At 57.0% G+C, this 21,107-nt stretch carries 15 protein-coding genes and 1 pseudogene; 8 read left to right on the top strand and 8 right to left on the bottom strand.

Going from position 1 to position 21,107, the window contains the following annotated elements; translation table 11 throughout:
* Window positions 1-10: 10 nt before the first annotated feature.
* From ligA to CON76_RS00120, 4 genes are read right to left on the bottom strand one after another with little or no spacing between them, the layout of a single operon-like run.
* A complete protein-coding gene (gene ligA, locus CON76_RS00135; RefSeq protein ID WP_101100892.1) occupies window positions 11-448 on the bottom strand; it encodes a protocatechuate 4,5-dioxygenase subunit alpha in 438 nt (145 codons plus the stop codon).
* Window positions 449-1,381 (bottom strand): amidohydrolase family protein, encoded by a 933-nt coding sequence (locus CON76_RS00130; protein ID WP_101100890.1) that lies wholly within the window; start codon window positions 1,379-1,381, stop codon window positions 449-451.
* 11 nt (window positions 1,382-1,392) lie between these two features.
* On the bottom strand, window positions 1,393-2,076 hold the full coding sequence (gene ligK, locus CON76_RS00125; protein WP_101100888.1) for a 4-carboxy-4-hydroxy-2-oxoadipate aldolase/oxaloacetate decarboxylase: 684 nt from the start codon (window positions 2,074-2,076) through the stop codon (window positions 1,393-1,395).
* A gap of 20 nt (window positions 2,077-2,096) precedes the next feature.
* Entirely contained in the window at window positions 2,097-3,137 is a 1,041-nt protein-coding gene (locus CON76_RS00120; RefSeq protein WP_101100886.1) for an amidohydrolase family protein, read from the bottom strand.
* 134 nt (window positions 3,138-3,271) lie between these two features.
* Between CON76_RS00120 and tnpB the strand changes: the two genes are divergently transcribed.
* A complete protein-coding gene (gene tnpB / locus CON76_RS00115) occupies window positions 3,272-4,405 on the top strand; it encodes an IS200/IS605 family element RNA-guided endonuclease TnpB (protein ID WP_101100884.1) in 1,134 nt (377 codons plus the stop codon).
* 132 nt (window positions 4,406-4,537) lie between these two features.
* Here tnpB and CON76_RS00110 read toward each other — a convergent pair whose 3' ends face one another.
* Complete coding sequence (locus CON76_RS00110) at window positions 4,538-5,227, bottom strand: substrate-binding domain-containing protein (RefSeq protein WP_205758144.1); 690 nt, start codon at window positions 5,225-5,227, stop codon at window positions 4,538-4,540.
* Between the two features lie 133 nt (window positions 5,228-5,360).
* Here CON76_RS00110 and CON76_RS00105 point away from each other — a divergent pair, with 133 nt between their 5' ends.
* Complete coding sequence (locus tag CON76_RS00105) at window positions 5,361-6,278, top strand: LysR substrate-binding domain-containing protein (RefSeq protein WP_101100879.1); 918 nt, start codon at window positions 5,361-5,363, stop codon at window positions 6,276-6,278.
* 33 nt (window positions 6,279-6,311) lie between these two features.
* Here CON76_RS00105 and bcsG read toward each other — a convergent pair whose 3' ends face one another.
* The 3 genes from bcsG to CON76_RS00095 are packed head-to-tail and all read right to left on the bottom strand — an operon-like array spanning window position 6,312 to window position 9,778.
* The gene (gene bcsG, locus CON76_RS00100; protein ID WP_169928938.1) at window positions 6,312-7,931 is read right to left on the bottom strand and encodes a cellulose biosynthesis protein BcsG; all 1,620 of its coding nucleotides are present in this window, start codon (window positions 7,929-7,931) and stop codon (window positions 6,312-6,314) included.
* Window positions 7,924-8,133 carry a hypothetical protein gene (locus CON76_RS12655; protein WP_145995276.1) on the bottom strand — a complete coding sequence of 70 codons (210 nt, stop codon included), beginning with the start codon at window positions 8,131-8,133 and terminating at the stop codon, window positions 7,924-7,926. The genes bcsG and CON76_RS12655 overlap by 8 nt, the downstream gene beginning before the upstream one ends.
* A 4-nt stretch (window positions 8,134-8,137) precedes the next feature.
* Window positions 8,138-9,778, bottom strand: coding sequence for a BcsE family c-di-GMP-binding protein (locus CON76_RS00095; RefSeq protein ID WP_101100875.1), 1,641 nt, complete (start codon window positions 9,776-9,778; stop codon window positions 8,138-8,140).
* 120 nt (window positions 9,779-9,898) lie between these two features.
* Between CON76_RS00095 and bcsR the strand changes: the two genes are divergently transcribed.
* From bcsR to CON76_RS00065, 6 genes and pseudogenes are all read left to right on the top strand, one after another.
* Window positions 9,899-10,099, top strand: coding sequence for a cellulose biosynthesis protein BcsR (gene bcsR, locus CON76_RS13775; protein ID WP_101100873.1), 201 nt, complete (start codon window positions 9,899-9,901; stop codon window positions 10,097-10,099).
* A 77-nt stretch (window positions 10,100-10,176) separates the two neighbouring features.
* Window positions 10,177-10,863 (top strand): annotated as a pseudogene (gene bcsQ / locus CON76_RS00085) (cellulose biosynthesis protein BcsQ); the annotation flags it as partial.
* Complete coding sequence (gene bcsA, locus CON76_RS00080; RefSeq protein WP_101100869.1) at window positions 10,860-13,457, top strand: UDP-forming cellulose synthase catalytic subunit; 2,598 nt, start codon at window positions 10,860-10,862, stop codon at window positions 13,455-13,457. The pseudogene bcsQ and the gene bcsA, both read left to right, overlap by 4 nt.
* Entirely contained in the window at window positions 13,454-15,721 is a 2,268-nt protein-coding gene (gene bcsB / locus CON76_RS00075; protein WP_169928937.1) for a cellulose biosynthesis cyclic di-GMP-binding regulatory protein BcsB, read from the top strand. The genes bcsA and bcsB overlap by 4 nt, the downstream gene beginning before the upstream one ends.
* Window positions 15,616-16,845 (top strand): cellulose synthase complex periplasmic endoglucanase BcsZ, encoded by a 1,230-nt coding sequence (bcsZ, locus tag CON76_RS00070; RefSeq protein WP_240592687.1) that lies wholly within the window; start codon window positions 15,616-15,618, stop codon window positions 16,843-16,845. Before bcsB ends, bcsZ begins: the two co-directional genes overlap by 106 nt.
* Entirely contained in the window at window positions 16,833-20,858 is a 4,026-nt protein-coding gene (locus CON76_RS00065; RefSeq protein ID WP_101100863.1) for a cellulose synthase subunit BcsC-related outer membrane protein, read from the top strand. The genes bcsZ and CON76_RS00065 overlap by 13 nt, the downstream gene beginning before the upstream one ends.
* Window positions 20,859-21,107 lie beyond the last annotated feature (249 nt).

The following is a 21,107-nucleotide window of genomic DNA, read 5'->3' as shown; positions in this document are numbered from 1 at the left end:
CGGGGTGTCCTTATGCGGTTTTGGCACCAGCGCCCTGGGGCTGGCGGTGCGGCTGGGCGTCGCCGTCCTCGCCCAGGTAGCGGTTGCCCTCGGCGCTGCGGCCACCGGCCAGCATCATGGCGCGGTACTCGTCTTCGGTCATGCCGGTCATGGAGCCCGCCATTTGCTGGAAGCTCTTGCCGTCGGTGGCACCGATCTTGGCCAGAAAGTAAATGTTGCCGCCGGTGCGCATGCACCAGTTCAGGTCGCGCGCCAGCACGGCCTGTTTCTGCTCTTCGGTCATCGGCCACTCATCCAGGTAGGCACGCTCGTCGGCCTTGAAGCGGTCGCGGTTCTCGGCCTTCATCAGGCTCATGCAGAACTGGTTGAGCCAGTAGCCTTTGCGGCTTTGCTCGGCATCAAAGATGATGGTGCCGGGCACGTCCTTGTAGGGTTTGTCCAATGCCATTCAGATCTCCTCGGGCCAGTACAGGCGCATCGGGTTGTCCACCAGCAACTTGCGTTGCAGTTCGGCGGTGGGCGCAATGTGCGGGATGAAGTCCACCAGCAGGCCGTCGTCGGGCATGTGGTCTTTCAGGTTGGGGTGCGGCCAGTCGGTGCCCCACAGCACGCGGTCGGGGAATTCTTCCACCACGCGGCGCGCAAACGGCACCACGTCGCGGTAAGCGGCTTGTTCGCCGTCCAGCGCCTTGGGGCCGGTCACGCTCAGACGCTCGGGGCAGCTGACCTTGCTCCACACGTTCTGGTGCTCGCGCATGAACTTGAGGAACAGCTCGAATTCGGGGCCGTCGATGGGCTTGCTCACGTCCGGGCGGCCCATGTGATCCACCACCACGGTGGTGGGCAGCGCGGTAAAGAAGTCCCACAACTCGGGCAGGTCCACCGCCTCGAAGTAGATGACCACGTGCCAGCCCAGCTTGGCGATGCGGCCCGCAATCTCCATCAGCTCGTCTTTGGGCGTGAAGTCCACCAGACGCTTGACGAAATTGAAACGTACGCCACGCACACCGGCATCGTGCAAAGCTTGCAGTTCCTCATCGGTGATGCTGCGCTTGACGGTGGCCACGCCACGCGCCTTGCCACCGCTGCTCAAACAGGCATCGACCATGGCGCGGTTGTCGGCACCGTGGCAGGTGGCCTGCACCACCACGTTGCGGGCAAAGCCCAGGTGGTCGCGCAGGGCGTACAGCTCATGCTTGGTCGCATCACACGGGGTGTACTTGCGCTCAGGCGCGTACGGAAACTCCGCACCCGGCCCAAACACGTGGCAATGCGCGTCCACCGCGCCCGCGGGCAGCTGGAATTTGGGCTTGCTGGGGCCGGTGTACCAGTCCAGCCAGCCCGCGGTTTTGGTGAAGTCACCAGAAGTCGGTTTGCTCATGGTGGCTCCTGTTAATCGATGTAGCGCAGACCAGCGGCGGCCAGCGGCTCGCGCATTTTGTACATGTCCAACCCCAACACGCCAGCGGCCAGTTTGGCGCGTTTTTCGCCCTCAAAGCTCTCGCGCTTTTGGGCCGCTTCCAGTGTTTGCACCGCCTTGGCGGCGGGCACGCAGACCACGCCATCGTCGTCGGCCACAATCACGTCGCCCGGTGTGACCAGCATCCCGGCGCACACCACCGGAATGTTGACCGAACCCAGTGTGGCTTTGATGGTGCCTTTGGCGCTGATGCCTTTGCTCCAAACCGGGAAGTTCATGCGCTGCAATTCCTTCACGTCGCGCACACCGGCATCAATGATGAGAGCGCGCGCACCACGGGCCTGGAAGCTGGTGGCCAGCAAGTCGCCAAAGAAGCCATCGCAGTTGTCGGCGGTCAGCGCGGCGACGACAACATCGCCGGGCTGAATTTGCTCCGCCACCACGTGCATCATCCAGTTGTCGCCGGGGTGCAGCAGCACCGTCACAGCGGTACCCGACACGTTCACGTCCTGCTGGATCGGGCGCATGTAAGGCTTCATCAGGCCGACGCGGCCCATGGCCTCGTGGACAGTGGCCGAGCCCAGCGCGGCCAGTTGGTCGGTCACCTCGCGGTCGGCGCGGGTGATGTTGCGGTAAACGACTCCAAGTTCGTACATGTTCGGCTTTCTGGTTGGAATTACAGGCCCTTGGCCTTGAGTGCAGCGTCCATGCGCGGGAACACGCGGCGGGCGTTGCCTTCGAACACCTTGTAGCGTTGTTCTTCGCTCAGGTTGGGCGTGGCGGCGACGTAACGCTTGGTGTCGTCGTAATAGTGGCCGGTTTCGGGGTCAATGCCGCGCACCGCGCCAATCATTTCGGACGCAAACAAAATGTTGTCCACGGGGATCACCTTGGTCAACAGGTCGATACCGGGCTGGTGGTACACGCAAGTGTCGAAGAACACGTTGTTGAGCAAATGATCTTGCAACAGCGGCTTTTTCATCTCTTGCGCCAGACCACGGAAGCGGCCCCAGTGGTACGGCACCGCGCCGCCGCCGTGCGGGATCAGGAACTTCAACGTCGGGAAGTCCTTGAACAGATCGCCTTGGATCAACTGCATGAACGCGGTGGTGTCCGCGTTGAGGTAGTGCGCGCCGGTGGTGTGGAAGCACGCGTTGCAGCTGGTGGAGACGTGAATCATCGCTGGGATGTCGTACTCCACCATTTTTTCGTAGATGGGGTACCAATGGCGGTCGGTCAGCGGCGGGCTGGTCCAGTGGCCGCCGGACGGGTCCGGGTTCAGGTTCAGGCCCACGAAGCCGTATTCCTTGATGCACTTTTCCAGCTCAGGAATGCAAGTGGCCGGATCCACACCCGGCGATTGCGGCAACATGGCCGCGCCGATGAAGTGCTCGGGGAACAGCTGGCTGACGCGGTAGCACAGCTCGTTGCAGATGGCAGCCCAGGTGGACGAGGTGTTGAAATCGCCAATATGGTGCGCCATGAAGCTGGCGCGCGGGCTGAACACCGTCAGGTCGCTGCCACGTTCCTTCATCAGCTTGAGCTGGTTGGCCTCGATGGTCTCGCGGATCTCGTCGTCGCTGATCTTCAGGCTCTTGGGATCGGGCGCTTTGCTCGGGTCTTTCAGTGCCGCGATTTGCAGGTCACGCCACGCGCCCAGCGCCGCCGGGGCGGTGGTGTAGTGACCGTGAACGTCAATGATGAGCGGTTTTTTCATCAATCTGCGCGGGAAACCCCGGCATTCATGCCGGGGAGGGATAGCACGGCTTGCATTGCAAGCCCCTGAACCCGCTCCTTTCTTGGTGGGCTATCTTCTGGGTGGATGGAATGATTTTCGTGTAGATTGTGCGCATGGACATCAAGCGCGCCTACCGCTTCAGGTTTTACCCAACGCCTGAGCAAGAAATCCTCTTGGCCCAGACGTTTGGTTGCGTGCGCTTTGTCTACAACCACATGCTGCGCCTGCGCAGCGAGGCGTGGGAACAGCGGCAGGAACGGATGGGCTACCACGACACATCTGCCGCGCTGACGTTGCTCAAAAAGCAACCGGAGTACGCTTGGCTCAACGACGTGTCCAGCGTGCCATTGCAGCAGGCGCTGCGCCACTTGCAAACAGCGTTCGGCAACTTTTTTGCGAAACGCGGGCGTTACCCGCAGTTCAAGCGCAAAAGCGGCCACCAGTCGGCGGAATACACCGCCAGCGCGTTCCGCTGGGACGGCACATCGCTCAAGTTGGCCAAAATGGCTGCACCGTTGGACATCCGTTGGTCGCGCCAGATTCCGCAGAGTGCGAAGGTAACGACCGTCACCGTATCGAAAGATGCGGCGGGCCGTTACTTCGTCAGCCTGCTGTGCGACGACGTGGTAAGCGCCAAATCCGAAGTGGCTCAGGTGGTTGGCATTGACTTGGGCTTGACTCATTTCGCCATCCTTTCCAACGGCGAAAAAATCCCAGCGCCCAACGCTTTCCGCAAGCACGAGAAGAAAATGGCGAAGTTGCAACGCAAGCTGGCCAAAAAGAAGAAAGGTTCCAAGAACCGTGCCAAGGCCAGAGCCAAAGTCGCCAAGCTGCACGCCAAGATTGCCGACATCCGCAAGGATTTCACGCACAAGCTCTCGACCCGGCTGATCCACGAAAACCAAGTGGTCGCCGTTGAGGCGCTGGGCGTCGGCAACATGAAGAAGAACCGCAAGCTCGCCAAGTCCATCGGTGATGCTGGCTGGGCCGAGTTCGTGCGCCAGCTCGAATACAAGGCCCGCTGGTATGGACGCGAGTTGGTCAAGATCGACCGCTGGCACCCGTCGTCCAAGCGTTGCAGCGACTGCGGGTACACGGCAGAAAAGATGCCCTTGAACGTGCGGCAATGGACGTGCCCCGAATGTGGTGCGAACCACGACCGGGACGTGAACGCCGCACGCAACATATTGGCCGCCGGACGGGCGGTGTCAGCCCGTGGAGAAGCTGTAAGTCCTGTGTCTCGTTGAGGCATGGGCGGGGTTCTGTGAAGCGGGAATCCTCGCCATTCATGGCGAGGAGGATGTCAAGGGACATTGCCTCCTGGGGCGAACAACAAAACTTGGACAGAAACGGAAAACGGGCTATTGGGGGATGCCACTTCAGGCGGGCTCCATGCCCTGGCGCCGCTTGGCGTCGGCGGCAGCGTCGGAACACAGGAAGGCCAGCAACCCGCGCACCGCATCGGGCTGGGCCGAGGTGACACACACCGCCGCCGAGAAGGTGGTGGTGATCTGGATCTCGGGTGGCAACGGCCCCACCACGGTGATGCCTTCCACGTGGATCAGCTCGCTGAGTTGCTGGAAGCCCAGTTCCACCTCGCCACGGGCCACCAACAAACCGACCGGCACACCGGGCGGCGGGGTCACGATGCGGTCTTGCACCTGCGGGGCAATGCCCCAACGCTCGAACAATTGGGCCAGGGCCACGCCGCTGGGGCCGGTGGAATAACTGACGCTGCGCGCCGCCAGCACCGCCGCACGCACCGCATCGGCCGACGACAAGTCCGGCAACGCCGCGCCGACGCGCACCGCCACGGCGGTACCGGAATGCACCACATCGACCTTGCTGCCCGCCAGCACATGGCCCGTGGCTTGCAACTTGTCGATAGCGTCCGAGGCCAGAATCACCACATCAAAGGCCTCACCGGCCTGGACGCGCTTGGCGGCATCCACGCCGCCCACCGACTCGATGGCCACTGGCACACCCGTTTGCGCGGTGTACGCCTGCACCAAGTCGGCCAGCACCTGGCGGGTGGCCATGGAAGAAATGCCCCGAATCGCAGTGGTCATGACAGTGTTCCAGCAACAAGACAAAAGAATCTGCACGCATTGTGGCCGCGTGACGTGGCATTTCCAAGTAGGGTCTTCATCTAGCAGCTATACAATTCTGGCATACCTTGTGCAGGGCTATGCCCAAAACTTTATGGACTTGAAGCAGCTGGAGTATTTTGTGCGCGTGGCCGAACTGGGCAGCTTCACCCGCGCAGCACAGATGCTGCAGGTGGCGCAACCGGCCCTGAGCCGCCAGGTGCGCCTGCTGGAAGTGGAATTGCGGCACAACCTGCTGCTGCGCAACGGGCGCGGCGCCACCCCCACCGAGGCCGGACAGCTGCTGCTGGCGCACGGGCGCGGCATCCTGCACCAGGTAGAGCGCGCGCGCGAGGAACTGGGCCGCCTGCGCGGCGCGCTGGCCGGGCGCGTGGCGATTGGCCTGCCACCCAGCCTGGCCCGGCGCCTGACGGTGCCGCTGACGCGCGCGTTTCGGCAACAGCTGCCCGAGGCGCAACTCTCCATCCACGAAGGGCTGTCCAGCGCCATGCAGACCGCGCTGGGCAATGGCCGGCTGGACCTGGCGCTGCTCTACAACGCCCCGCCCAGCCCCGACATTGAAACCGAACCCCTGTTTGACGAAGCCCTGTGGCTGGTGCAACCGCGCGCGCCCGGCCTGCAGGAGGATCCACCCCCGCCCCCCATCACCTTGGCGGAAGTGGCCCGGCTGCCGCTCATCATACCGACCCGCCCCAACGCCATCCGCATGCACGTGGAAAATGCGATGGCTCAACTGGGCGTGCGCCCCACCATTGCGCTCGAAATCGACGGCGTGTCGGCCATCCTCGATCTGGTGGCCGACGGCATGGGTTGCGCACTGCTGTCGCAACAAGCGGTGGCCAGCTCCCTGCGACCTTCAGCCTACACCCTGCGCAGTGTTCACCCACCCGCACTGCGCATCCGCGCCATGCTGGCCAGCAGTTTGCAACGCCCTACCACGCTGACACAGCAAGCCACTGTTCAATTGATACGACACTTGTGCACAGAAATATACGGCAACAATTTTTTCTGAAAAATAACTTTTTGAATTTAAAAAACAAGTTTATTACTCAGGCATGTAAGCCTGCCAAAAATCTTCACTTTTTTGCTTAAAGAAGTAATTGTTTTTTTCTTTTATCATGACGAAATTTTGGTTTTCGGCCACGTAAGGCGTTTTTGGCACATCCGCCAAATAAGCCGACGGATTATATTCTTCTGTAAATGGGTTTGTTTTCAACATTCCTGCCAACACATGCGACATGGCCAACATACTCACTGGATCATTGACCACAACTGGGCCTGTTTGTTTGGGAAAATTCGGGCCAATCACCTTGATGGCCGCTGGAGCCAATGCGATAGACGGTGAGGGAATTTCGCGCAGACCAGAAAATTGGTATTTGTCACCCCGCAAGGCAGCGCCATGTTCCGGTACAAGCATCAGCACGGTACGTCGTCCACTTTGCTGCAACATCTCAATCAACATATTTAGGTCTGCAAACAAACGGGTGCTGCGCTTACGGTAGCTTTCCATCTGGTTGGCAGGATTGATGCCAACCATTCGATTGCCATCGTGCAAACTGATGGTGTTGTAGTACGTGGCCACACGTGCCGCTGTATCACGCTGCCGCTCTGCCAACCAGCGCTTGAACACGGCACCGTCATCGTAAATAGGTGAACCATCAAACGAGTGCATGGCCACAGGAATGCCATTGAGCGGTTGAGGTGGTTTGGACATACCCTGCTGCTTTTGCACCAGTTGCAAAAAATCTTCAAAGTGACCATCATGGTTCATGACCAGCGAAGTTTTGAAACCACGTCGCTCAAGACTGCCAAACAAATAACAATCGGCAGATGCCGGATCAAACAACTGCGTATGCGACTGCTGTCCGCAGGTAGCACGTAACGTTCGTACAGCCGCCGGGCCACTGTAAGTGGTCACGCTGTTAAATTGACGGAAAACAATGTCAAACCGGTTGAGCAACGGAACGTTTTCCACACCAATGGCAGCAAGATCATCCCAAGACAAAGAACAAATGTGCACCACAAACACGTCAAAATCTGGACTGCCTGCCAAAGGCTCTGGTATCGTCACCACACGTTGTGCCTCACTCTGGTAAAAAGCTGCGAGACGTTCATTCAACCGAGTATTGAGATTCTGCGGTTGAACAGATACAACTTCAGCTGCCACCGTCGGTTCGACCACTTTTTGACGGTTGGAAAATGCCGCTTGCAACATAGGTTGGAACAACAATCCGCTCATACCCAGCACCAGCAAGGTACCAACACGCAGGTAACGCGAGACAAAATGGTAGGCGGCCACCAATAGAAAAATTCCTAAAACCCACTCAAACTGAACTACCCGCCCAGCCAATTCCAGCATGTACTCCATGCTAAAAGCGCCGATGAGTTTGGTCTGTTGCGTCAGTTGACTCAACGGTGGCAGCCAAGAATCGTGGTAAAGCAGGGCTATCGCCATAACGGCACCGGCTACGTGGCGAGCCATCCTCAAACCAGCGTGCTGAATAGGCGCAGCCAAAGCCACCGCAAACGCCAAGTTGTACAGCGGATTGAACCCCAGCAGACCTTTGGCATACAACACAAGTTTGACAATGAAATACACATTCCAGTAGCCCAACCCCACCGAGGGTCGAGATGATGCTGTGGTAACAGTTTCATGTTCAGACATTGTCATCCTCCCGATGATGAGAAGGAGAACGGTAAGATGCCCGACGTTGGGCCACCACAGGATGTTCGTGCAGCAGGGTAGGCAACGACAGCTTTCGGGACAAATAATGCAAGATCACACCGAATATTGGGCGAAGCACCACCCCCAACAACAAACCTACGCCAAAAGCCACCAATAGCTCAAAAGAAAAATTCAGAAACATGGGTTCAACTCGATGGCATCACACGGAGACGCAAAGGACAGCGCACAGCCACAGCACGAGCCGGCATCGAGGGTGTTTCTGTTACCTGACGCATCGGTGCGGCTGATTTGAGCTGATCTGCATAATCAGGAAGGTTTGCTTTGGCAACTCGAACCTTCATTTGCCTAAGCTCTCGCCGGATATCGCCTGGTGTAGGAAGGTGAATTTCCTCACGAAACACCGCCTCAACCGGCATCTTCAGTACCCGTTTTAAGGCTGAATGAACGTCTGTTTCCCAACAAGCAAAAAGAAAAATGTAAAGAAACTGGCCATCCGTAGAGCAAAAATCACCTGCACGGTTGAGCTGGCACAGCCACAGCACGTCCACCAAATCGACACCTGCCATCGGCATCAAACGCACCAGCATGCTTTGCACCCCCAAAGCCTGACTCCGAACCAAGGATTGCTCTACCACATCCACAAACACGGACGCAGCCAAGTAACCTCGATCCTGCTCTAAACTACCGCCAAGTCCGCCGGATAAGTCTTGGTTAACTTGCGGTGGTTTGCTGCAAACGCTGGATTGAAATGCGTGAACCATTCCTAGGAAACGCGGATAACTGACCTCAACGGGCACCACCAAGTTGGCACCACAAGCCAGCAGTTGGCGTTCTTCGCTACCACGCATTGACCGACCCATTTCGCGCACCACGATTTTGATTTGCGGGCCGCACTCCAGCCTCAACGTGGCGATTCGATCGGTCAACTCCTTCACATCCATACTGTGATCAAAATGTAATACTATAGTAGCACATCGTGCCACCGCAGCATGCCGACACAAACTGTCCAGAGAATCAAACAACTGCCAACGTAACGGTGGTGACACGCCAGCGGGCAACACCACTCCGGTACTTAAGACATCACTGTTGTCGTTCGTCGCTGTCAGCAAGCTGCCACTTGGCTGCCCCATCTGTATCACGCTTGGCAGACCAATATTCGGCACTTGCAAACCAAAAAGCCGATTGGCAATGCGTCCACTTGAAGAAGCCCAATGCTCAACACGCCAGCACAAACCGTCTTGCCGTTCTTCCACCCAAGCTACCCCCGCCAAGCTGTCAGCGGCCTGAACCAACGCGGCGGCGGCGGCCACATCCTGTGCTGCTTGCTCCAGCCACAGCAACAGAGTATGGCCATGCTTGCGCGCCCAACTGCGAAAAACCTCCAATTCAGCGGACAATCGCACTTTGTCCACGGCATGAAGAAAAGCATCCGCTTGGTGAACAGCAATCACAGCGGGATGACCAATACCAACACATTGGTCAGCCCAGTAAGCCAGATCATCCAGCAGACGACGGCGAGCACTGTCCACATGCGCTGATCCCAAACGGCTACCGCTGGGTTTGAACAGCATCAACGACCGCGCGTGCAGTCGTTCCGACAGAAGATTGTCATCAGGGACTTCCTCCGAAGACAGACGGGTGACACACAACAAGGGCGTGTTGCGGGATCCCTCCATCAAGTTGCCCAGCAACAACCGCACGGAAAGGGCCCGATCCCCACAAACAACAGCGTACAAGCAACCAGGCTGCAATTGCGATGCCTCAGCACCCAAACCATCCACCCCAAGCGAACAATATGTTGGTGTTTTAGTCATAATTTTGGGCATTGATGCTCTTCATTTGAAGAATAATTGACAAATTCAAAACACTGTCTAACTAAAATCAGAACTTTACTTCATGCTAAATAAAGCATAATTAACATTAATTATTAATAATATTGCGAAAATATGATTGGCAATTTAATTACTTTGGGCACCGTTCTTGGTCATGGCGCTGAAGATGTTGAACACCTGAAGATCCACTTGGAACTTACAGAGTTTCACTATCGAGATATTCGTCTATCGACTGCGGCATTGGCTGCTCGCCGTCGTTGGCCTCTGGCAGACGAATGGTGTAAAAGCGAAGATGTTACCCCATGCACACACTGACAATGTTTTCACTTAAGGGAGGATGCGGCAACACGTTGCTGGCGGCCAATCTGGCGCATGTCTGACACCAACAAGGCTACTCGGTACTGGCCATTGATGCGTGCCCGGACAACCAACTGCGTCTTCCCTTGGGTATGCCGTTGTCTTCCAACGATGGCCACGCTTGGGCCAAGGGTAACAACCTGCCATGGTACGAATCTGCATGGTTAAGCCCCGTTGGAGTTTCATTTCTGCCATTTGGGTATCCTGCGCCGCAAACAATGGCCGCACTGATGGCAAAAGATTACGCGCACAGCAATTGGCTACGTCAAACGCTGACTGCCATTGAGTTACCGGACAACACCCGGTGTGTGGTGGATGGCGGCACACTGAACTCGCCGCTGCTGGCTACCGCCCTCGCACCAGCCAATACAGTGCTGATCATTCTGAGCAGCGATGCCATGGTTTGCGTTCCACTTAAGCAACTCGAAACCCATCTGCTGATGGCCTTAACACCGGAAAACCGACCGCCATGCTACTTCGTTCTCAACCGATTCAATGCCAACCGATCGCTGGACCGTGATATGCGCAGTTTGGCACAGGAAGTACTGGGCACACGCATGGCCCCTGTTGTCGTGCATGAGGACGAATCTATGCGCGAAGCCTTGGTCATGAAACAAACGGTGTTCGAATATGCACCTCACAGCCAAGCGGCCGAAGACATTCAGCGGCTGTCGATCTGGCTGTCCGCACTCATTGGCACCCAGACAGAGACCCCCACATGAGGCTGCGTGAGCACTGCGCGACTTGGCTGATGGTCTGGGGACTGCTGCCCCGTACACACGCCAGCGCCCACCCGTCATGGGGCAGTTTAATAATCCACCTGCTGATCGTGCCCGATCCAGAAGGCAAACCACTGCGGGAACGGTTGGCATTGTGGTATCCCCATATTGACTGGTACAACTGGCGACCAGGAGATGTGTTGCGTTTCTTATTGCAAACGATCTGGCTGATTGTGATGCAACCCAAAACCCTAGCCACGTCATCTCACCAACCTAGACCCTCTGCAAAGCCAAGCCACCTCGAAAATCTAAGCACCATCGGCTCACAAACGTGGCGGCAAGTGAACGACCGCGTACGAGGACTCATTGTCCGATGGATACCAGCGTGGCTGGAGCCAGAACGGATGCGCACAGTGGTAGACCATGCCGCGCAACACACGCTCTGGAACCACCCACTGGCGGCTACCCTGCTGTACCTTGTAGCAGCATTTTTGGTTTTTTTGTGCATCACCACACCCTTTACGCTGTCGGAACAGGCACTTTTCGTAGCCCTGTTGTGGGGAGTGGCGTTGTTGATTCAACGTATTCCGGGGCCAACAGCTACTTTTATGCTGATCATGTTTTCTATCACGGTGTCCACTCGCTATATGTGGTGGCGTATCAACGACACTATCAATTTCAACGACACCACCGATCTCATTATCGGAAGTGGTTTGCTCGTTGCAGAAACGTATGCGTGGCTGCTGCTGCTGCTTGGTTATTTTCAAACGGCATGGGCGCTCAAGCGAAAACCTGAAGAACTGCCCGCCGATTTCACACAATGGCCAATCGTAGACGTGTTCATCCCAATTTACAACGAGCCGCTGCGTGTGCTGGAACCCACCGTGTTTGGCGCGTTGGGATTGGACTGGCCCAAAGACAAGCTCAACGTGTGGGTGCTCGACGATGGTCACCGGGATGAAATTCGCGACTTTGCTGCCACGGTGGGCGCACGCTACCTACGCCGCGCAGAACGCAAGCACGCCAAGGCTGGCAATATCAACCATGCGCTAGGCCACGCCCAAGGTGAGTTTGTCGCTATTTTTGATTGTGATCACATTCCAACGCGCTCTTTTCTGCAAGTGACGATGGGTGGCTTTCTGCTCGATGCCAAACTGGCCTTGGTACAAACACCCCACCATTTCTTTTCAGCCGATCCGTTCGAACGCAACCTGCACACCACCAACGAAGTTCCCCCAGAAGGAGAACTGTTCTATGGTCGCGTACAGGATGGGAATGATTTGTGGAATGCCGCATTTTTTTGCGGTTCGTGTGCCGTGCTACGACGCACGGCCCTGAATCAAATCGGTGGCATCGCGGTTGAGACAGTCACGGAAGACGCGCACACCTCGCTCAAAATGCACCGCATGGGCTGGCATTCCAGTTACATCAACATCCCACAAGCCGCCGGGCTGGCCACCGAAAGCCTGGGTGCTCATATTGGACAACGCATCCGCTGGGCACGGGGGATGACTCAGATTTTTCGGATGGACAACCCGATGCTAGGCCCAGGCCTAACGCTGGCTCAACGCCTGTGTTACACGAATGCCATGCTGCATTTTCTGTACGGCTTGCCGCGTCTGGTTTTTCTGACGGCACCTTTGGCCTTCTTGCTGTTCCACGTTTACACCATTTATGCACCAGCACTGGCCATTTTTTTGTATGTGTTGCCCCACGTCGCATTTGCCACGCTGACCAACTCACGCATGCACGGCACCTTTCGCCGCTCGTTTTGGGGCGAGATCTATGAAACGGTACTGGCTTGGTACATCTCCATACCGACCACAATTGCAATGATCATGCCTTCCAAAGGCAAGTTCAACGTTACTGCCAAAGGAGGATTGATCGAAAAAGACTACTTCGACTGGGGCATATCTCTGCCTTATGTGGTGCTGATGTTGCTGAACCTACTTGGGCTTGTGGTTGCAATGTGGCGACTGGCCAGCGGCCCTGCCAACGAATTTGGTACCATCATCATCAATTGCCTCTGGACGCTTTACAACATGCTCCTGCTGGGAGTGGCCATTGCCGTGGCCAAGGAAGTTCGCCAAGTTCGCATCGCACACCGGATCGAGGCCCACCTGCCCGCCATCCTGTACCAGTCTGACGGCAGTTTGCTGGCATGCTCTATCCGAGACTATTCCTCAGGAGGCATGTCGCTCATACTCCCCACTGCACAGGCATTTGCCCGCAACACCAGATTGACGGTAGCCATTGCGAGCGGTGGCCGGGAATACGCCTTCCCGGTTCAGGTGGTGTTTTCTCATGCCAACAAGCTGTCGCTGCAACTCGACGGATTGGATCTGCAACAACAAATCGACTGGGTTCACTGCACCTTCGCGCGCGCCGATGCTTGGATCAAAGACGAGATTGTCACAATACACGACCGCCCACTTAAAGGCTTGCGCGACATCGTTTTATTAGGCCTGACTGGCCTACGAGAACTGGGGGTGCAATGTGCCGCCTTGGTCTTGCCACTTTGGCACAGTCGATTGGCGCACATTGTGGGCAGCTACCTTCCCCGACATCCCCTCATTACGGTATCGGATCCTTCATGAACCTCCGCCAGATCGGAACCATCGCCTTACTTGCGTTTGCGGCTACCCCCTTCACTGCACAGACTGCTGCTGCACCCAAAGTCACAAACACCGCGCCCCAAGTCGCCTCTGTGGCCACCCTGGGAGGGTCTGTCACGCACCGTTACACATTCAAGCAACTCGGTGCCGAGGGAGCGCTGGCATTGAGTGGCAACAGCGGCCCTATGGGTGTCAATTTTGGCAACCGGCGCGATGAGGTGATTACCAGCGCCAGCGTGCGCATCAACTACATCTATTCGCCGGCCATGATTGCCGACCTTTCTCACATACAAATTAGGCTCAACGGCCAAGTTTTGGGCATTCTGCCGGTACCCAAGGAGAAAGCGGGCCAAACACTTACCCAAGAAATTCCCCTGGATCCGCGTTACTTTACCGACTTCAACCAACTGAGCTTCAACCTGATTGGTCATTACACCAGCGATTGTGAGGATTTGGCACATTCCAGTCTCTGGGCACAGATTTCCCCTCAAAGTACGGTGGAGCTCAATGTACGCCGACTGGTTCTGACCGACGAATTGTCACGCTTGCCAGAGCCTTTCTTCGATCGACGCGACACTACCTCTCTTGTCCTGCCTTTCGTGTTTGCATCCAACCCAAGTGCAAGCACACAGCGCGCAGCAGCGGTACTGGCTTCGATGTTCGGTATGCAAGCAGGCTGGCGGGGCTCGCGTTTTCCGGTCAACTTCGATACGCCGCCCACCGATCGCCATGCCATTGTGTTGGCAACCAATGAGCACCGGCCCGCATTTATGGCGGATTGGCCCCCCATTGAAGCGCCTACGGTGATGATCGCTGCCGACCCGGCCGATCCATCCCTGAAGCGTTTGCTGGTGCTTGGACGCAACGATGAAGATCTGCTGCTGGCCGCCCAAGCACTGGCCGTGGGACGCGCAGCGATGTCTGGCTCACGTGCGGTGGTTAAATCCGCCGCACTGAACGCACGTCGTCAACCCTACGACGCACCCAATTGGGTGCGGCTGGATCGACCCACCAAATTCGGGGAGTTGATTGCAGCGCCATCGGAGCTGCAAACACAAAGCAATGGATTCCAAACCTTGCGCGTGAATTTTCGAGTTCCCCCCGATCTGTTTACTTGGCGCAGCCGTGGGGTACCGTTGGATCTCAAATACCGCTACACCCCCCCACGCAAATTCAACGACTCGCGGTTGACTGTAGCCATCAACAACGACCTTGTACGGGCTTTTCCACTTAAAACCTTGGAACATGCCGATAACGCTCTGCGTTTGTCCGCACCAGGGTCTGACCTGTTCAGTGAACAAAACGATATACTGGTACCTGCCTTTAAAATAGGCAGTCGCAATCAATTGCAATTTAACTTCAGTTTTGTCACCGACAAAGAAGGGCGCTGTACCAGTGCAATGGGTGATGGCCACCGAGCTGCCATTGACCCAGACAGCACTGTTGATTTTTCCGGTTTTCCGCATTATGCGGCTATGCCCAATCTCGGATTTTTCGTCAGTTCAGGCTTTCCTTTCACCCGCTACGCCGACCTGTCCGACAGCGCTGTGGTTGTACCTGACCAGAGCACACCACAGGATCTGGAAACTTTATTAACATTGATGGGACGGATGGGAGAATCCACAGGATATCCTGCGCTACAGGTCAGAGTGGTTCAGGCAGCTGCCTTATCAAGCGCAGCAGACGCTGACCTTCTGGTGATAGGGTCATCACCAGCACAACCGCTGATACGCGCTTGGCAGGACAAGGTGCCCAGCGTGCTTGAAGCCAATCGGCGCTTGGCCAGTCAACCTACCCAGAGTTACCGAGCCGTGTATGCCAGCGGCACCTACAACACCGGAGATACGCGGCCACAGACAAGCACGCAGTTCGACACAAACGGTGGCCTTGCCGCACTTGTAGGCTTCGAATCACCGCTGAAGGAAGGTCGCAGCGTGGTGATGGTGATCGCCAGCGACAGCGCAACCCTGCCTCAAGTGCTCAACGCGCTAACCGATCCCGAGCAGATAGCCAATATCAGCGGCAGCATTGCTTATGTCCGTGCAAATGGCATCGAAAGCACAGATGTCGGGCACACCTACTATATCGGTGAGTTGTCTTGGCTAGACCGGATCTGGTTCTTTTTGTCTGCCCACCCTTTTTGGACATCAATGTTGGGGGTACTCGCCGTGATTACCTTAGCCTTTGCCATATTGCGCACACTCAAAGGCGTGGCTGCACGTCGCCTGCGACAGGAAAACGATTGATGAAATACCGATTCTTTACGCTACTGCTAATCTGTATATCAATTTCTTGGCAAGCCAATGCCTCCGTCTGTGCCAATTGGCCGTTGTGGCAAGACTTTACATCACGCTTCATCAGTGCTGATGGTCGAGTGGTGGATCACTCCACGGCTGTTAAACAATCCACATCAGAAGGCCAGTCCTATGCGCTGTTTTTTGCGCTGGTAGCCAACGATCGCCACCGCTTCGAGCAGCTGCTCAACTGGACAAACAACAATTTGGCAGACGGCGACCTGTCGGCCAAGCTCCCCGCTTGGCAGTGGGGCCAGCGCCATGATGGCAGCTGGGGCATTCTGGACGACAACGCTGCGGCGGACTCGGATGTGTGGCTGGCCTACGTGTTGACCGAAGCTGGGCGGCTGTGGCGCGAACCACGTTACAGTGCCACTGGCAAACTGCTGGCAGCCCGCATACTGCGCGAGGAAACCGCCGATTTGCCTGGGCTAGGACGTGCGCTGTTGCCTGGCCCTAAAGGATTTCATCCAGAACCAACCCTGTGGCGACTCAACCCCAGCTACGTGCCGTTGCAGTTGATCACGCGCCTAAGCACAATCGATCCCGCTTGGAAAACCATTTCGGCCACGTCGCTGCGCCTGTTGCTGGATACCGCACCCAAAGGCTATGCGCCAGACTGGGTGGCTTGGCAAACTGGCCGAGGCTGGCAAACCGATCCCAAAGGAGGCAACAAGGGCAGCTACGATGCCATCCGCGTGTACCTGTGGGCCGGTATGCTGCCATCGGGTGCCATTGGACAAAAAGAACTGCTGGCACGGCTGGCACCGATGGCACAACGAACCGCAGAATTGGGCTATCCACCACGCGAGACAGACACCATCAACGGTACCACCCGCGATACAGGTTCGACAGGCTTTTCGGCGGCGATACTGCCGCTGCTGGCCAGCCGACGAGACACCTTGACATTGGATGCACAATTAACCCGCCTGATTGCCCAGCCACTGGATACACGCCCTGAGGCCTACTACGACCACGTGCTAACCCTGTTTGGCACTGGTTGGCACGACGGTCGTTTTCGCTTCATGCCAGATGGACGGTTGGTGGCACACTGGGAGAAAACATGCGCCCCCTAACCCTCAGCACCTCTGTACTGCTGTTGACAGCACTGCTGGGCAGTCACGCTTGGGCAACCAGCGATGCAGCCCGTTTACTCTTAGCGCAAGCGCGCCAGTGGGAAGACCGTGGTCGTCTCGATTTGGCACAAAACGCGCTGGAGAAACTGCTGGCCGCTGAACCCAGAGAAACCGAGACACTTACCAGACTTGCACTGATTCAACTGGCCAATGGCAAAAGACAGAAGGCTCAGGACACCCTCAACCAGCTCAAAAGCAAGACACCTAACCATCCAGGCATTGGATGGGTGGAACAAATGCTGCGATTGACCGGCCCAGACCAACTTAAATTGCGCCAAGCCCGTGATCTGGCCAGATCGGGTAAAACGGACGAAGCCATCTCCGCGTTCAACCAACTGTTTGCCAATCAACGGCCTGAAGGCGATCTGGCCATTGAATACTGGCAACTGATCGCCCGCAACAACTGGCCCAAAGCACGCGACGGCCTAAACGCACTGGTGAAGCGCGAACCAAGCCGGATACGCTACCGACTGGCATTGGCCTCGATTTACTTGAGTGGGCCAGCCATTCCAGATGCCATCTTCGCCGAAATCAAAAGCTTGGCATCTGACCCGGATGCGCGCGAGCCGGCCCTGGCCATTTGGCGGCGAGCATTGATGCAAGCAGCAGCAGATCCACGTCAATTGTCATGGCTACGCTCTTACCTGGCCTTGCAACCCAGCGATGCGGGCATAAAAGAACGCCTAGACGAGGTCGTTCGCCTAGATACCGAGCGGCGGGCGCTGCTGGCGCATCCAGCTTATCGGGCTTACCAAGAAGGACAGCGCCACCTCGACCAAGGCGACACCGTGGCCGCTGCCCCACTGATTGAACAAGCCATAAAAAGCTGGGGTGGACGCACCGATGTGCTAGAGGCGCTGGGTCAACTGCGCACCCAACAGAAACGTTACGACGAAGCCCGTGCTGCCTTTCGCAAAGCGGCATCCGTTGACAGCATCGACAACCGTACTTACTGGAATACCCGGCTGCGTGGCGTGGACTTCGATCAACTGATTGACAAGTCCGAACAAGCGGTTACAACAGGCCAGTTACCAGAGGCCGAACAAGCTGCGCTGGCTGCGATTCGCCTGCTACCGACCGAAACCGCCGGAACCAACGCACTGGCGCAAGTCCGAGCGGCACAAAACCGACCTGTCGAAGCTATGAAGCTCTACAAACAAGTGCTGCAACAGATGCCCGCCAATGGCACAGCACTCGCGGGCATGGTTGGGCTGTATTTGGCGCGTGACAGCATCGCAGAAGCACGGCAATTTTTGGCCAGCATGCCGTTGGCCCAGCAACGCGCACTGGGCCCACGATTTGGCGAAGCCATCGCACGCGTTGAGCGCGCTCAAGCCAACCAAATGCAAACGGCGGGTGACCGGGAGGGTGCCACCGCAGCACTTGAACGCGCCATGCAGGCCACACCAGACGACCCGTGGTTGCGCTTCGACCTCGCCCTTCTGTACACAGAAGCGGGACGTTTGACACAGGCCCGTGCATTGATGGACGAACTGGCACAACACCCCAATGCCAAGACAGAAGTGCTTTACGCCACCGCATTGTTCAATGTGCGCCTACGGGAGGACGCGCTCGCATTGGCACAGTTGGAACGTATTGCCCCAGCCGAACGCACCGCCGACATTACCAGACTGCAACGCAGGTTGTGGATGCGCACCACACTGGCACGCGCAGAACAAGACGCGGCCTCAGGCAGGCTTGACGCAGCACGCCAGCGCCTTCAGCAGGCCGAGGAACAGCTAGGCACCGACTCAGCCCTTGCGCCAGAACTGGTTCAGGGCTGGCGAACCTTGGGTGACAATGCTCACGCACTCGCACTGCTGACAAAGCTACGCAAACACTCACCCACCCCCACCACTGAACTGGCCTATGCTATTCTGCTGATAGAGACCGGAAAAATCGATCAAGTGCCGCAGGTGCTTGAACCGCTGTCCAGCCGATCATTGTCCGGCGACGATGCCATCACACTGGCCAGCATTCGGGCAGACTGGGCTTTAGCATTGTCCGAACAGCAACAAAAAGATGGAACACTGGATGCTGCGGCCGATACGCTGACACAACTGCTGCACCAGCAACCCGACAACATACGCGCATTGCGTGCCAGTGCCAAGCTGGAATTGAGCCGTGACCGCCCAGAAATCGCGCTGGTACGGGCTACCCAAGCCCACACATTGGCACCCAACGACGACGAGGCTCATCTTGTTTACGCCGATGCCTTGCTGGCCATCAAACGCCAAGACGATGCACAACGGGAGTTGTCCAACCTTCTGGATCGCCGCCCTCCGCCCGATGTGGCATTTCGTATGCGGGTGATTGACCGTCTCGCTGCGTTGGGCGATACAGACCGGGTGGATTCGGCCATTGCCAGCTTGCGCGCCGAGGGAGCGCAAGATCCACGCTTATCGCTGTATGTCGCACGTATGGCTCATCAACACAACCAGCCAGAAGCCGCCCTAGCGAACTACCGTGAAGCCCTGTGGCTGAGTGCGCCCACAGAGCAACGTACAGCACCATTTCAGCCCACACTATTGCCCGTACCAGCGGCGAATTCGGCCCGTTTTGGTCCACTTGTACCGCCATCGCTTCTGGTTTTGACACCGGGCAAGCCAGCGGAGGCCACAGGCATAGGCACCACCGCTTTTCAGTCTCTGGCAGCAGACGCGGGCAATGGCGCAACCATCCGCGAAGCGTTCGCCAACTTTATTGACCAGCGTACGGCGGTACTGGACATCACCACCGATAACAGCATCAAGACGGGAGGTGATGGCACATCCACACTCAAAATGCAGGAAATTTCTGCGCAACTGCGCGTGCCAGGTCCTTACAGCGGACATTGGTTTTTGCGTGCAGAACCGACATCCCTGCGTGCGGGCTCACTCCAAATATCGTCCACCAACCAAGCTTGGGTTCATGCGTTGGATCAAGGCGAGACGGTGGATGATCTAAGAAATCGCAACTTGCCCATAGATTACGGCAACCTGTACAGCTTGCAAACTTTTGGCTCCTTGCTGCTGTGTGGTAACGATCCCTCGTTTCTACGGCAATGTCCGGTTAGAAGTTCAGTGCAATCCGGACAATCTGCTCAAGGTACGGCATTGGCACTGGGGTTTCAAAATGACAATTTGCGGGCCGACATTGGTCACACGCCAACCACATTTCCTGTCAACTACTTTACGAGCGGTTTGACTTGGAAAGGCGATCTCGGCCCACTGTGGTATTCCACCGACGTAGCCCGTCGCCCACTGTCCAGCTCGGTACTTACCTACGCTGGAACCCAAGATCCACGCACCGGCATGGTGTGGGGCGGCGTGCGCAGTACCGGTGTCACATTGGGGCTTGGTTACGACGTAGGAGGGCCGTGGGGCATCTGGTCAAACGTTGGTTGGCAAAAATTGACTGGACAACATGTTGAGGACAACACCCGTCAAAGTGCCATGGCGGGACTGTACTGGCGTGCTATGGATGCACCCACACACCGTCTACAACTTGGAATCAACTCCGTCAATTTCTGGTACGACAAAAATTTGTCCGAATTCACGCTGGGACAAGGGGGCTACTACAGCCCGCAACGCTACAGTTCGGTTTCGCTGCCAATTACGTGGTGGCAACGTGGAGAACGCTGGACACTCACCACACGAGCCGCGGTATCCTACTCAAACTCACTGACAAAAGATGCCGAGTACTTTCCGCTCAACCCAGACTACCAAAGTCAAGCCAACAATCCCATATTCTCAGGTGGCGCGGGACGCGGTGCTGGCTATTCGTTCTTGGTGAGCGGGGAATACCAACTCCAGCCACGCTGGGTGCTGGGCGGACGTGTAGAGTTGGAAAGATCGGTCAATACCAACTACCAGCCCAACCGTGCCACCTTCTATTTGCGCTACCACTTAGAGCCGTCGGCCAAGCCGCTGCCGTGGCCACCAGAAGCCCTGACACCCTACTCGCGTTTCTGAGAAAGCCATGTTCAAATTGCGTTTCTTGCTGCCCATATGGGGCACAGCCTTGGCAATAACAGGCTGTGCCAACCCGCCTTCTGCGTCCAATTCGTTGTCAACCACCGCCACACGGTACTGGCAACAACCTTACGATTTGCCCACGGTCATCGATTACGCCCATGAATTGGCGACAAACAACAGATGGGCGGAGGCTCGTCTGTTGTTGGAACGTGCCCATCGAATTGCGCCGGAACGGCGCGATGTAAG

This window comes from Macromonas bipunctata (assembly GCF_002837135.1).
GTDB lineage: Bacteria > Pseudomonadota > Gammaproteobacteria > Burkholderiales > Burkholderiaceae_C > Macromonas_A > Macromonas_A bipunctata.
This window is presented reverse-complemented; position numbering and strand designations above follow the sequence as displayed.